This is a genomic window from Actinosynnema sp. NPDC050436 (genome assembly GCF_040655415.1).
Taxonomy (GTDB): Bacteria; Actinomycetota; Actinomycetes; order Mycobacteriales; family Pseudonocardiaceae; genus Actinosynnema.
This window is the reverse complement of sequence record NZ_JBFAJV010000016.1, coordinates 106,160-119,041: the sequence shown is the minus strand read 5'-3', so window position 1 is coordinate 119,041 and position 12,882 is coordinate 106,160. Positions and strand designations below refer to the sequence as shown.

Genomic DNA, 12,882 nt, shown 5'->3' with positions numbered 1-12,882 from the left:
CGGTCACCGGGGGAAACCGGGCACGCCGGGCAGCGCCTGCCACGGCTTCGGCCCGGACAGCGGCCGGTACTCGACGCCCAGCGCGTCCAGGCGCGGCAGGTGGTGCTCGACCAGCCGGGCCCGGAACTCCTCGACGTCCCGGGTCGCCGGGCTCCACACCACCTCGGCGAACGCGCACAGCCGGGGGAACACGGCGTAGTCGATGCGCCGGGGCGAGTCGAGGTGCTCGGTCCACACGTTCACCTGCGCGCCCAGCACCCGGTCGGCCGCCGCCGGCTCGTAGGCGTAGACGTCCTCCCAGGTGAGCACGGTGCCGACCGGGATCGGCTCGTCGCCGCCGGGGCCCTGGCGGTAGTCGAGGTAGACGTGCGCCTCGGGGCACATCACCACGTCGTGGCCCCGTTCCAGCGCCTTGAGCCCGGCCTCCTCACCCCGCCACGACGCGACGACCGTCGTGGCGGGCAGCGGGCCGACGTCCAGCACCTCGTCCCAGCCGTGCGGCCGGCGGCCGCGCTGCACGAGGTGCTGCGCGATGCGCCGGACGAACCGCCCGTCGCCGCCCTCCGCCTCGTCCCCGCCCAGGCCGATGACCTCGCTCGGGAACACGTCGAGCAGCTCGTCGAACACCTGGCGGTAGAAGTCCACGGTGGGCTCGTCGGACTTGAGCACGTTGGGGTTGACGCCCCAGTCGGTCCACACGCCGCCGGGTGCGACGCCGAGCTCCGGGTACGCCGCGATCGCCGCCTGGCTGTGGCCGGGCACGTCGATCTCGGGCACCACGGTGATGTGCCGCTCGGCCGCGTACGCCACGACCTCGCGCAGGTCGTCCTGGGTGTAGTAGCCGCCGTGCGGCCGGCCGGTCTGCCCGCCGCGCCGCCGGTCCCCGTACCGCGACGACGGCCGCCAGCCGCCGACCTCGTGCAGCAGCGGGAACTTCCGGGACTCGAAGCGCCAGCCCTGGTCGTCGGTGAGGTGCAGGTGCAGCACGTTGAGCTTGTGCGCGGCCAGCAGGTCCACGTACCGCAGCAGGTCGTGCTTGGGCAGGAAGTGCCGCGCCACGTCGAGCATCACGCCGCGCCAGGCGAACCGGGGCGCGTCCTCCACCACGCACACCGGCAGCCGGACCGGCTCGCCGGAGATGGGCGCGGCCCGGAACGCGTCCGGCCCCGCGAGCTGCCGCAGCGTCTGGCGGGCGTAGAACGCGCCCGCCTCGTCCGCCGCTTCCACTGTCACGCCCGGCCCGATCACCAGCCGGTACGCGCCCGACGGGCCGTCCAGGCCGAGCCGGACGTCCACCGAGCCGTCCCAGACCACCTCGCCGTCACCGGGGGTGGATGACACCGGTCGAGGAAGAATCACGACTTCACCGCTCCCGCCAGTCCCGCGACCAGTCGTCGCTGCACCACAATGAAGAAGATCAGCACCGGGATCGTCATCAACGTCGACCCGGCCATGATCGCGCCCCAGTCGTTCTGGTCCGGTTTCACGAACACCTGCAACGCCAGGGGCAGCGTCTGGTTCTCCGCCGCCGAGATGATGAACGTCTTGGCGAACAGGAAGTCGTTCCACGCGTGGATGAACGACAGCACGCTGGTCGCCACCAGGCCCGGCGCGACCAGCGGGAACAGCACCTGCCACAGGAACCGGAACCGGGACGCGCCGTCGAGCGTCGCGGCCTCCTCCAATTCCACCGGCACGGCCGCCACGAACCCGCGCAGCATCCAGATGGCGAACGGCAGGCTGAACGCCAGGTGCACCAGCACCAGCGAACCCAGGTGGTTCAACCCGAACGCCGGCGCGACGTCGCGCACCGACTTCATCATGAAGAACAGCGGGATGGTCAGCGCCTCGACCGGCACCATCTGCACGACCAGCAGCATCACCAGCAGCGTGGTCCGGCTGCGGAACCGGAACCGGGTCAGCGCGGTGGCCGCCAGGAACGAGATGAGCAGGCTGAACAGCACCACGGCGAACGCCACCACGAGGCTGTTGAGCAGGTAGCGCCCGAAGCTCTGCACGGTCAGCGCGCGCACGAAGCTGTCCAGCGTCGGCGCGAGCGTCCACGGCCGGGGGTCCGAGGAGATGACCTCGGACTCGGGCTTGATCGCCGTCAGGACCATCCAGTACAGCGGGAACGCCACCACGCCGGCGATCAGCACGGTGACGACCTCGGCCAAGCGCCGCTTCACAGCACCTCACCCGACTTCTTCAGCGCCCGCAGGTACCCGAGCGTGACCAGCAGCAGCAACACGGTGGTGACCACGCCGATGCTCGCGCCCAGGCCGTACTCGGAGGCGGCGAACGCCTGCTGGTAGGCGTAGACGTTGAGCACCAGGTTGCGGCCGGCGATGCCGCCGCCGTTGGTCATGATGTAGATCTGGGTGAAGATCTTGAAGTCCCAGATGATCGACTGGATCGTCACGACGATCAGCAGCGGTCGCAGCAGCGGCAGGATCACCGAGCGGGCCGTGCGGAACGCGGACGCCCCGTCCAGCGCGGCGGCCTCCAGCACCTCGCCCGGGATCGACTTGATGCCCGCGTACAGGGTCACCATGACGAACGGGAACGAGCACCAGATCACCTGGGCGGCGACCAGGCCGAACGCCAGCCACCGGTCGTAGGTCCAGGAGAAGCCGGTGGTGCCGAGCAGTTCGTTGACGAAGCCGAAGTTCGCGTCGAACAGGAACAGCCAGATGGTCGACCCGGCCACCGCCGGGGTCGCCCACGCGCCCAGCGCGGCCAGGAACAGCGTCATCCGGGCCCAGGTGCGGACCCTGGTGGCCAGCACGGCGAGCGCCGCGCCGACCAGCAGGGTCCCGAGCACGCACACCGCCGCGAACCCGACCGTCTGCCCGAGCACCGACCAGAACTTGGCGTCGGACAGCAGGTTCGCGTAGTTCTCCAGGCCCAGGAAGGTCAGCGGCGCACCGCCGCTGACCTGCTCCTGGCCGTAGTCGAACAGCGAGATCAGCACGAGCTGGTAGATCGGGTAGCCCATCAGACCGACCAGCACCAGCAGCGCCGGGGCGAGGTAGGCGAACGCGATCCGCCCGTCGCCCCGGTGGGCGCGCATCATGAACCGAACGCCGCATTCATGGCGTCGGCGGCCTTCTTCGCGGCGGTGTCCAGGTCGCTGCCGCCGGTGGCGACCTCCTGCAGGAGGGTCGGCAGCACGCCCTGGGCGTCGATCGTGGCCCACTTCGCCGTCACCGGGACGAACCGGGTGCCGGCGTTCAGGGTCTTGATGAACGGCTCCACGGCGGGGTTGGCCTTGGCCACGTCGCCCTGCACGTCACCGAAGGTCGGCATGTTGCCCATCGCGTCGAACATCTTGCGCTGGTACTGCTTGCCGCCGAGCAGCTGGAGGAACTGGGTGGCCAGCGTCTTGCGCTCGGAGCCCTTCATCACGCCCAGCAGGTTGCCGCCCGCGAACGCCGGCGCGACCGAACCGGCGGTCTTGCCGGGCAGCGGCACGACGGCGTACTTGCCGGCGGCCGTGGACGAGTCGACGGACTTGCGGTTGAAGTCGCCGCCCACCACCATCGCCGCCTTGCCGGCGCGGAACGTCTCGACGCTCGCGTCACCGCCGTTGCCGGCGCACTGGGACGGCGGGCAGATGTCCTCGGCGATCAGCTCGGTGTACTGGCGCAGACCGGTCTTGGCGTCCGCGCTGTCGATCGCGGCGACGAACTTGTCGCCGTCCTTGCGGGCGATCTCGCCGCCGTTGGCCCACACGAACGGCATCGCGCCGTAGGTGTACTTGCCGCCGGCCGAGATGCCCAGCAGGTCGGGCTTGGCGGCGCGGATCTGCCGGGCCAGCGGCGCGATCTCGTCGATCTTCGTCGGCGGCTTGAGGCCCAGCTCGGCGAAGACGTCCGTGCGGTAGTACAGGGCGCGGACGCCGACGTACCACGGGATGCCGTAGACCTTGCCGTCCACCTTTCCGGTGTCCAGCACGGCGGGCAGCAGGTCCTTCGAGTCGGCCCACGACCCGAGGTCGATCTCGGAGAACCCGCCGCCGGACACGTAGCCCGCGAGGTCGGTGTTGCCGAACTCCGCGACGTCCGGCGCGCTCTTCGGGTCGCTGAACGCGGCCTTGAAGCGCTCGGCGCGCGACTGGACCTGGATGTACTGCACGTCGACGGTGACGCCCTGGTGGGCGTTCTGGAACTCGGTCACCGCCTCCTTGACGACGGCCTCCTTCGGGCCCCGGTTGACCTCGTCGAACAGCCAGACCCGGAGCTGGCCGGTCTGCTGGTCCGAACTCGACGTGGTCGAACCGGACTGCACCGGGGCGCACCCGGCCAACACCGTGACGGCGAGGCCGGCCGCCACCGCGGCCCACCTCTTCGTTACCCGCATCATCCGAACCTCCTCCAGTACATGTTGCGTGATCTGCAACGACCATTTCATGGGAAGCAACGGAGATGCTAATGTCCGAATCAGCAAGCGGTCTAGACCAAATTTGCCCAGGTCCGGACCTCGTCGGCGGACAGCGGAGCGTCCCACCCGCCGGGTCGAACCGCGCTCCCGACGTGGAAGCCGGACGCCCCGACTGCCTTGAGCGGACCCACGTGCTCCTGCTTCAAGCCGCCGCCGACGAGCAGCGCCACCTCGTCCTGCCGGGCGGCGAGCCGCTCCAGCACCGCGAACCCGTCCGCGACACCGCGCGGCGAACCGGACGCGAGCACCGTGTCACACCCCAGCCCCGCCACCACGGCCCAGGCCGCCTCGGGGTCGGCGGAGTTGTCCAGGGCGCGGTGGAACGTCCAGCGGCAGCCGTCGAGCTCGGCGAGCACGGCGCGGCAGGCGTCCTGGTCGACCCAGCCGTTGCCGTCGAGGAAGCCGAGCACGAACTCCGTCGCCCCGGCCTCGCGCAGGGTCGCGGCGTCGCGGCGCAGGCCGTCCAGCGAGCCCGGGGCGAACCCGGGCGCGTCGCGGAGCATCACGCGGACCGGCAGGTCGGTGGCCGCGAGCACGCTGCGCACGAGGTCCGGTGACGGCGAGAGGCCGTCGGCGGCCATGTCGGTGACGAGTTCGAGCCGGTGCGCCCCACCGGCCTGCGCGGCGACGGCATCGGCCGCGTCGAGAGCGATTACCTCAAGCATGGTCTGGACCATAACCGCCCTCGGCCACCCCCCACTCGACCGCCCGGCCCCGGCCGCACCCACCACCCGGCCCCTCCCACCCTGCCCCGATCGCCACCCCGGTGCCCCCGGCACCCGGCGACCGGCGACCGGCGACCGGCGACCGGCGACCGGCGACCGGCGACCGGCGACCGGCGCGGATCGTTCAACAATCCTTCCGCGCCTGCGACCCGCCCCGTCCGAGCGACACCGGGACAAGATCGGAACAACGCCTCTGACCTGCGACGACTCGCGCACAGCTCGCTAATGGTGAACTGTTAACGACGCACCGTGTATCCACCGTAGAACTACTCACTCCTTATCTGATGTCCGACCTTCGACCCACCTGGAGGCGTCTCGTGGACCAACCGCACGACGGCAGCCGCACACGGCCGTCCCGCTGACCACTCGGGGGAGAAAGGCGGCGCTCGGTCGGCTTCGAGGGGTGTCGACCGGTCGCCGCCGGCGGGGGGAATGAGGAGTGGCGGTCCGCGGTGCGAGGGGGGCATCGCGGACCGCCGCCGCAGGCCGGGACCGGGTGTGTGACGATCAGCTACGGCTGGGGGATGTCGAGGAGGAGGTGACGACGTGGGAGATCTGCGCACGGCCGGTGAGCGCCCACCGTGGGAAGGTCTGGACGGCACGGATCGGCACGCCGCCTGCGTCATCGCCGCGCGCGACGGCGACCGCAGGGCGCTGGACGTGCTGGTGGCCGACCTGACCCCGCTCGTCTGGCACGTCGCCCGGGGTCACGGCCTGGACCGCAGCACGGCCGAGGACGTCGTCCAGACGGTGTGGCTGGCGCTGCTGCGCCACCTGGACCGGTTGATCGAACCCCGCGCGCTGGCGGGGTGGCTCGTCGTGGCGACGCGCCGGGAGGCCCAGCGCACGTGGACCCCCGCACGTCGGGAATCGGCACTGTCCGACGAGTTGGCGGAGCAGTTGGAGAGCGAATACGGGTTGCCGGAAGACGCCGCACTGGTAGACGACCGGGACCTCCGGTTGTGGCGGGCTTTCGGGCGTTTGTCGCAGAAGTGCCAGGAACTCCTGCGGCTCACCGTGCTGGCCGGGCGGGCGGAGTACCGCGCGGTCGCGGAAGCACTGTCCATGCCACGTGGCAGCATCGGTCCGACCAGGGGCCGCTGCCTGACCACGCTGCGCACACATCTTGACGCGGAAGGAGGATCGCGGTGAACGACATCGACCCGCGCGATGACCGCAGAGGCCAAGAGGACACCGCTGTCCTCACGGAGCTGAACCGGTTGGTGTACGAGCTGGACGCGCCCCCGGTGGGGCTGGTCGAGCGCATACAGTTCGCGGTGGCCCTGGAGAACCTGGACGTGGAGGTCGCCCGCTGGGAGCGGGCGGGTTCGTTCGCCGGGGTGCGCGGCGGCAACCCGGGCACCATCACGTTCACGGTCGACAACCTGACCCTGATGGTCAACTTCACCCCGAGCGGTGCCCGGCACCGGATCGACGGCTGGCTGGTGCCGGCCGGTGAGCACACCGTCGAGGTCCGGGTGGCCGAGCACGAGTCCAGCACGACCAAGGCCGACGACGGCGGCCGTTTCGTGCTGTCCGACGTACCGACCGGGACGACCCAGATCGTGGTGCACCTGGTGAACTCCAGGGGCGAGCCGGGCCGCACCGTGGTCACCCCGACGATCATGCTCTGACGCCGACGCCCCACCCCGGCGCCCGACCGCGCCGACCGGATCTCCGCCGGCCTCGTGCTCCCCTCCGCCCGGGGGCACGGGGCCTTCTCCGTCCCCGGACCCGCCCACGCCGCGCCGGACACCGGCCCACCGCCTCCGCACACCGGCCCGGGAACGCCGGAAGGCCCGGTCCGCGAGCGGACCGGGCCTTCCGGGACAGCGGTACTCCTGGCGATCAGAAGTCCATGCCACCGGCGTCCGGGACGGCCGGGGCAGCGCCCGCCTTCTCCGGCTTGTCGGCCACGACGGCCTCGGTGGTCAGGAACAGCGCCGCGATGGAGGCGGCGTTCTGCAGCGCGGAGCGGGTGACCTTGGTCGGGTCCGGCACGCCGGCCGCGAGCAGGTCCTCGTACACGCCGGTCGCGGCGTTGAGGCCGTGGCCCACGGGCAGGCCCTTGACCTTCTCCACCACGACGCCGCCCTCGAGGCCGGCGTTCACCGCGATCTGCTTGAGCGGGGCCTCGACGGCGACCTTGACGATGTTCGCCCCGGTGGCCTCGTCGCCCTCCAGCTTCAGGCCCGCGAAGGCGGCCTCGGCGGCCTGGAGCAGCGCGACGCCACCACCGGCGACGATGCCCTCCTCGACGGCGGCCTTGGCGTTGCGCACCGCGTCCTCGATGCGGTGCTTGCGCTCCTTGAGCTCGACCTCGGTGGCCGCGCCGGCCTTGATGACCGCGACGCCGCCGGCGAGCTTGGCCAGGCGCTCCTGGAGCTTCTCGCGGTCGTAGTCGGAGTCCGACTTCTCGATCTCCGCGCGGATCTGGTTGACGCGGCCCTGGATCTGCTCCGCGTCGCCCGCACCCTCGACGACCGTGGTCTCGTCCTTGGTCACGACGACCTTGCGGGCCTTGCCCAGCAGCGACAGGTCGGCGTTCTCCAGCTTGAGGCCGACGTCCTCGGTGATGACCTGGCCACCGGTGAGGATGGCGATGTCCTGGAGGATCGCCTTGCGGCGGTCACCGAAGCCGGGGGCCTTGACGGCGACCGACTTGAAGGTGCCGCGGATCTTGTTGACCACCAGGGTCGCCAGGGCCTCGCCCTCGACGTCCTCGGAGATGATCAGCAGCGGCTTGCCGCCCTGCATGACCTTCTCCAGCAGCGGCAGCAGGTCCTTCACGGACGCGATCTTCGAGCCGTAGAGCAGGATGTAGGGGTCCTCCAGGACCGCTTCCTGACGCTCCGGGTCGGTCACGAAGTAGCCCGAGATGTAGCCCTTGTCGAAGCGCATACCCTCGGTGAGCTCGAGTTCGAGGCCGAGCGCGTTGCTCTCCTCGACGGTGATGACGCCTTCCTTGCCGACCTTGTCCATGGCCTCGGCGATCAGCTCGCCGATGGTCGAGTCGCCCGCGGAGATGGACGCCGTGGCGGCGATCTGCTCCTTGGTCTCGACCTCCTTGGCGGTCTTCAGCAGCTGCTCGGTCACGGCCTCGACGGCCTTCTCGATGCCGCGCTTCAGGCCGAGCGGGTTGGCGCCCGCCGCCACGTTGCGCAGGCCCTCGCGGACCAGGGCCTGGGCGAGGACGGTGGCCGTGGTCGTGCCGTCACCGGCGACGTCGTCGGTCTTCTTCGCCACTTCCTTGACGAGCTCGGCCCCGATCTTCTCCCACGGGTCCTCGAGGTCGATCTCCTTGGCGATGGAGACGCCGTCGTTGGTGATCGTCGGCGCACCCCACTTCTTCTCCAGCACGACGTTGCGGCCCTTGGGACCCAGCGTCACCTTGACGGCATCCGCGAGGGTGTTCATGCCGCGCTCAAGACCACGGCGGGCGTCCTCGTCGAACGCGATCATCTTCGCCATTGCGGTGTGTTCCTCCGCCTGTGTAACGACTTATGGGGCCACTGCGGACACGCACGTCCACAGCGGAACACGGCGCTCGGCCAGGCTCGGTGCCCGCGACGGACGACCTGCTCCCCGGGGGGAGCCTGCCTCACCGTCCCAGCCTGCGTGCTGGCACTCAGGTGGTCCGAGTGCCAGGTCCGTGTTTAGCACTCAACGGGGTCGAGTGCAAGAACCGCAGGTCAGTGGCGCGAGTTTCGCCGGCCGCGCGGGAGCCCCGGAGCGCGGTCGTCGGAAGCGGCCCACCGGGCGTGGGCGGCGGAACGCGCCGACCTCGTCCCTGGGCGTGGGGCGGACGGTCAGCGCGAGGTCTTGACCGGGACGCTGGTCGGCAGCGGCTTCTTGCTGCCGCTGTCGCCGCCGACGTCGATCGACTGGCCCGTCGAGGTCGGCGCGGGCGGGCGGGGGTCCTCGGACTTCGGCGTGAGGATCAGCACCAGGACGACGATCGCCGCGATCGCCACCGCGCCCACGACGACCGGCGCGACCCACGCGGGCCGCGACTTGGAGGTCGTGAACGCCGACGCGCCGACCTGCGCCGGCGGGCGCAGCCGGACCGGGTCGGCCAGGAACCCCGGCTGCTGCTGGTGCGGGGGGAACCCGCCCGACTGGGGCTGCTGGTAGCGCGGCGGCTGCTGGGCCGGGACGCCGCCGGTCTGCGGGGTGCCGGTCGGCACGCCGCCGGTCTGCGGGCCGTGCTGGGCCGGCAGCGGGCCGGACACCGGGGCGTCGACCCGGCGCGGCGGGGTGGTCACGGTCGCCGCGCCGCCCAGCGCGGTGCGCGCGGCCGACAGCAGCTCCTGGCACGACCCGAACCGCTGGTTGGGGTCCTTCGCAGTGCCCTTGCGCAGCACCTCGTCGATGCCCGGCGGCAGCGCCACCAGGGACGTGACGGCCGGGATCTCGGCGGCCAGGTGGCCCTGGATGACGTCCTGCACGCCGCCCTGGAACGGCGGCCGGCCGGACAGGCACGCGAACACCATGCACGCCAGCGCGTACTGGTCGGTGCGGCCGTCCAGCGGCTCGCCGCGCAGGTGCTCGGGCGCGGCGTAGGTGGGCGAGCCGAGGAAGTCGCCGGTGCGGGTGCGGTGGCCGGTCGCGCCGCGCCGGGTCAGGCCGAAGTCGGCCAGGTAGACGTGCTCGCGGGAGGCTTCCTTGGTGGTCACCAGCACGTTGGCCGGCTTCACGTCCAGGTGCACCAGGCCCTTGCCGTGCAGCATGTCCAGCGCCTCGGCCACCTGGCCGAGCAGCGTCAGGGTGCGCGCGGGCGAGATCGGGCCGTCCTTGATGTGGCCCGCCAGGTCCTGGCCGTCGACCAGCCGCATGGCGATGTAGAGCAGCCCGTCGACCTCGTCGAAGTCGTAGAGCGGCACGATGTTCGCGTGGTCGATCGCCGAGGTGTTGCGCGCCTCGTCGACGAACCGCTCGCGGAACTCGGCGTCGGCGGTCAGGTGCTCGCCGATGACCTTCAGCGCCACCTTGCGACCGAGCCTGACGTCCGTGGCCTTGTAGGTCACGCTCATGCCACCTCGGCCGAGCACCCCGTCGATCCGGTAGTGGCCCAGCCGTCGCCCGCTCAGGTCCTCCGACACGCGAGGCAGCCTAACGTCCGCTCGTCCCGGCGTGCGCCGGGTTCCGGGTAAGACCACCGGTCAACGCACCGGAGCGGGCCGCCGGGTGGAACGGCCCGACCCGCCGCAGGGCGGGCCGGGCGGGGTTCACGATGCCTTCCGGACGTCCGACGCCTGGCTGCGGCCGTCGCGGCCGGCCTGGATCTCGAACTCCACGCGGTCTCCCTCGGCCAACGTGCGGAAGCCTTCCATCTGGATCGCCGAGTAGTGCACGAAGACATCGGGCCCGCCGTCGGCGGCGATGAAGCCGTACCCCTTCTCCGAGTTGAACCACTTGACCGTACCGACAGCCAAGACGTCCTCCTTTGAAGAAATACCCTTGAGCAAACCGCCACGCTAGAGGCACGAGGGGGTCTGCCGATACCTCCTTATGGAGTCATGCGCGGGCGCTGAATCCGTTGTCGCGCAACCAACTGACGAGCGCTCGCGGACTGCGCGTACGGGTCAGCACGAGCCCCGGACCGGCGAAGTCGAGGACGAGGCCCTCCCCGCTGCGCACCGATTGGGGCGCATCCGGCGAGAGCGCGCGCAGCCGGCACTGGAGGGTGTCGGCGAACCCCACCACGTGCCCGCTGTCGAGGGTGACCAGCTCGCCCGCCTCCAGGGTGACCACGTCGAGCGTGCCGTAGCAGGCGAGCACGACCGACCCGGTGCCGTAGACGTAGGTGAGGAATCCGTTGTCGCCGCCGTGCAGCGCGCGCAGCGGCGGCGCGGACGGGTCCATGGCGACCGAGCCGGACGACGCGAGCCAGCTGTTCCGGGCGACGCACCAGCCCGGCGAGCCGTCCAGTTCCAGCACGTGCAGGTCGCCGGGCAGCGGCGGGGCGACGTCCACCCACCCACCCTCCGCGCCGGCCGTGCACAGCGCCGCCTTGACGCCCGGGGCCTTGCCCTTGGTGTCGCGGTTGACGCCGTAGCTGGTCGCGAACAGCGACGAGCGTTCGACGAGCGCCGGCTCGGCGGGTGCGAGCACCAGCCTGGCCACCCCGAAGGTCGGCGTGTGTCGCGTGCGGACCTGCACCGGAACGTTCCTCCTCCTGCTGTCGCGCGTGGCGGCCGGTCGGGGCAGTTTCGCACGGGCGCGGCAGGATGGTGGCGTGTCGAACTCGTTGACGTCCGTCGCCGCCCACCGCTCGCGGATCGCCCGGCTCGTCGGCCCGACCGACCCGGTCGACCTCCCGGTCGGCGACTGCCTCGGCCTGGTGCTGGCGGAAGACCTGGTCGCGCCGGTCTCGCTGCCGCCGTTCGACAACTCCGCGATGGACGGCTACGCGGTGCGCGCGGCGGACGTGGCGGACGTCCCGGTGACGCTGCCCGTGACCGACGACATCCCCGCCGGGCGGGCGGCGTCGACCCCGCTGGAGCCCGGCACCGCGCAGCGGATCATGACCGGCGCCCCGGTGCCGGCGGGCGCGGACGCCGTGGTGCAGGTGGAGTGGACGGACGGCGGGACGTCGTCGGTGCGGGTGGACAGGGGCGTGGCGGCCGGCGCGAACGTGCGGCGCGCGGCGGACGACGTGGCGGCGGGCACGACCGTGCTGGAGGCCGGCGTGGTGCTGGGGCCCGCGCAGCTCGGGCTGGCGGCGGCGCTGGGCTTCGGGGCGCTGCCGGTGCGCCGGCGGGTGCGGGTGCTGGTGCTGTCGACCGGGTCGGAGCTGGTGGGGCCGGGCGAGGCGCTGGAGCCGGGGCAGATCTACGAGTCCAACGGCGTGATGCTCGCCGCGGCCGTGCGGGAGGCGGGCGGCGAGGCGGAGCTGCTGCGGTTCGTGCCGGACGACGTGGCCGCGTTCCGGGCGGCGGTGGACCCGGCGCTGGCCGGCTGCGACCTGCTGCTGACCTCGGGCGGGGTGAGCGCCGGGGCGTACGAGGTGGTGAAGGACGCGCTCGCCGGCCGGGGCGTGGAGTTCACCCGGGTGGCGGTGCAGCCCGGCGGGCCGCAGGGCGCGGGCCGGTACCGGGGCGTGGCGGTGGCGACGCTGCCGGGCAACCCGGTGAGCGCGCAGGTGTCGTTCGAGGTGTTCATCCGCCCCGCGCTGCGGGCCGCGATGGGGTTCCCGGTGGTGGAGCGGCCGACGGCGGTGGCCGCGCTGAACTCGCCGCTCACCTCCCCCGCCGGCCGCACCCAGTTCCGCCGGGGCAAGTACGACCCGGTGTCGGGCCGGGTGGTGACCCCGGTCGGCGGGCCGGGCTCGCACCTGCTGTCGGCGCTGGCGCTGGCCGACTGCCTGATCGAGGTGCCGGCGGACGTGACGGAGCTGGCCGCCGGGGCCGAGGTCACGGTCCGCTTCCTCCAGTAGGAGTGGTGGACGACCCCCTTGCAGGGCGACTGCGAGGCGACTGCGAAGAACCACCGCAGACCTCCGATTCACGCCTGCCTGCTGTAGCGGGATTGTTGAACGATCCGGCCCGGTGCGCACTCCCACCACGTCTCCACCAAAGATCGCGTACAGTGAGTCACAGCGAGCTAACGCACAGCCATTGATTACGCCATGTGACCTGGATTACACTGGTCGGCACACCTGTCCGGTATGTCCGTGCGTTCGTCGGGGGACGCACGGACATACCGGACGGGC

At 71.7% G+C, this 12,882-nt stretch carries 12 protein-coding genes; 3 read left to right on the top strand and 9 right to left on the bottom strand.

Features of this window, described 5'->3' with window-relative positions; genetic code table 11:
• Positions 1–3 precede the first annotated feature (3 nt).
• The 5 genes from AB0I60_RS30855 to AB0I60_RS30835 form a co-directional block, all read right to left on the bottom strand.
• Complete coding sequence (locus tag AB0I60_RS30855; RefSeq protein ID WP_360736017.1) at positions 4–1,314, bottom strand: beta-N-acetylhexosaminidase; 1,311 nt, start codon at positions 1,312–1,314, stop codon at positions 4–6.
• 41 nt (positions 1,315–1,355) lie between these two features.
• Entirely contained in the window at positions 1,356–2,189 is an 834-nt protein-coding gene (locus AB0I60_RS30850) for a carbohydrate ABC transporter permease (protein WP_360735891.1), read from the bottom strand.
• Positions 2,186–3,076, bottom strand: coding sequence for a sugar ABC transporter permease (locus AB0I60_RS30845; protein ID WP_360735889.1), 891 nt, complete (start codon positions 3,074–3,076; stop codon positions 2,186–2,188). Before AB0I60_RS30845 ends, AB0I60_RS30850 begins: the two co-directional genes overlap by 4 nt.
• Positions 3,073–4,365: an extracellular solute-binding protein gene (locus AB0I60_RS30840; protein ID WP_360735887.1), complete on the bottom strand. Its 1,293-nt coding sequence runs from the start codon at positions 4,363–4,365 to the stop codon at positions 3,073–3,075. The genes AB0I60_RS30845 and AB0I60_RS30840 overlap by 4 nt, the downstream gene beginning before the upstream one ends.
• 89 nt (positions 4,366–4,454) lie before the next feature.
• A complete protein-coding gene (locus AB0I60_RS30835) occupies positions 4,455–5,108 on the bottom strand; it encodes a copper homeostasis protein CutC (RefSeq protein ID WP_360735884.1) in 654 nt (217 codons plus the stop codon).
• Between the two features lie 606 nt (positions 5,109–5,714).
• Between AB0I60_RS30835 and AB0I60_RS30830 the strand changes: the two genes are divergently transcribed.
• A complete protein-coding gene (locus AB0I60_RS30830) occupies positions 5,715–6,320 on the top strand; it encodes a sigma-70 family RNA polymerase sigma factor (RefSeq protein ID WP_360735882.1) in 606 nt (201 codons plus the stop codon).
• Positions 6,317–6,802: a hypothetical protein gene (locus tag AB0I60_RS30825; RefSeq protein WP_015097920.1), complete on the top strand. Its 486-nt coding sequence runs from the start codon at positions 6,317–6,319 to the stop codon at positions 6,800–6,802. Before AB0I60_RS30830 ends, AB0I60_RS30825 begins: the two co-directional genes overlap by 4 nt.
• A gap of 214 nt (positions 6,803–7,016) precedes the next feature.
• On the opposite strand, the gene groL is transcribed toward AB0I60_RS30825, so the two are convergent.
• The 4 genes from groL to AB0I60_RS30805 form a co-directional block, all read right to left on the bottom strand.
• Complete coding sequence (groL, locus tag AB0I60_RS30820) at positions 7,017–8,639, bottom strand: chaperonin GroEL (protein ID WP_360735880.1); 1,623 nt, start codon at positions 8,637–8,639, stop codon at positions 7,017–7,019.
• Between the two features lie 338 nt (positions 8,640–8,977).
• Positions 8,978–10,270 carry a serine/threonine-protein kinase gene (locus AB0I60_RS30815; RefSeq protein ID WP_360735878.1) on the bottom strand — a complete coding sequence of 431 codons (1,293 nt, stop codon included), beginning with the start codon at positions 10,268–10,270 and terminating at the stop codon, positions 8,978–8,980.
• Positions 10,271–10,396: 126 nt separating this feature from the next.
• On the bottom strand, positions 10,397–10,603 hold the full coding sequence (locus AB0I60_RS30810; protein ID WP_033432301.1) for a cold-shock protein: 207 nt from the start codon (positions 10,601–10,603) through the stop codon (positions 10,397–10,399).
• A gap of 82 nt (positions 10,604–10,685) precedes the next feature.
• Positions 10,686–11,330 (bottom strand): AIM24 family protein, encoded by a 645-nt coding sequence (locus AB0I60_RS30805; protein ID WP_360735876.1) that lies wholly within the window; start codon positions 11,328–11,330, stop codon positions 10,686–10,688.
• Between the two features lie 88 nt (positions 11,331–11,418).
• On the opposite strand from AB0I60_RS30805, the gene glp reads away from it, so the two are divergent.
• A complete protein-coding gene (gene glp, locus AB0I60_RS30800; RefSeq protein WP_360736015.1) occupies positions 11,419–12,606 on the top strand; it encodes a gephyrin-like molybdotransferase Glp in 1,188 nt (395 codons plus the stop codon).
• Positions 12,607–12,882 lie beyond the last annotated feature (276 nt).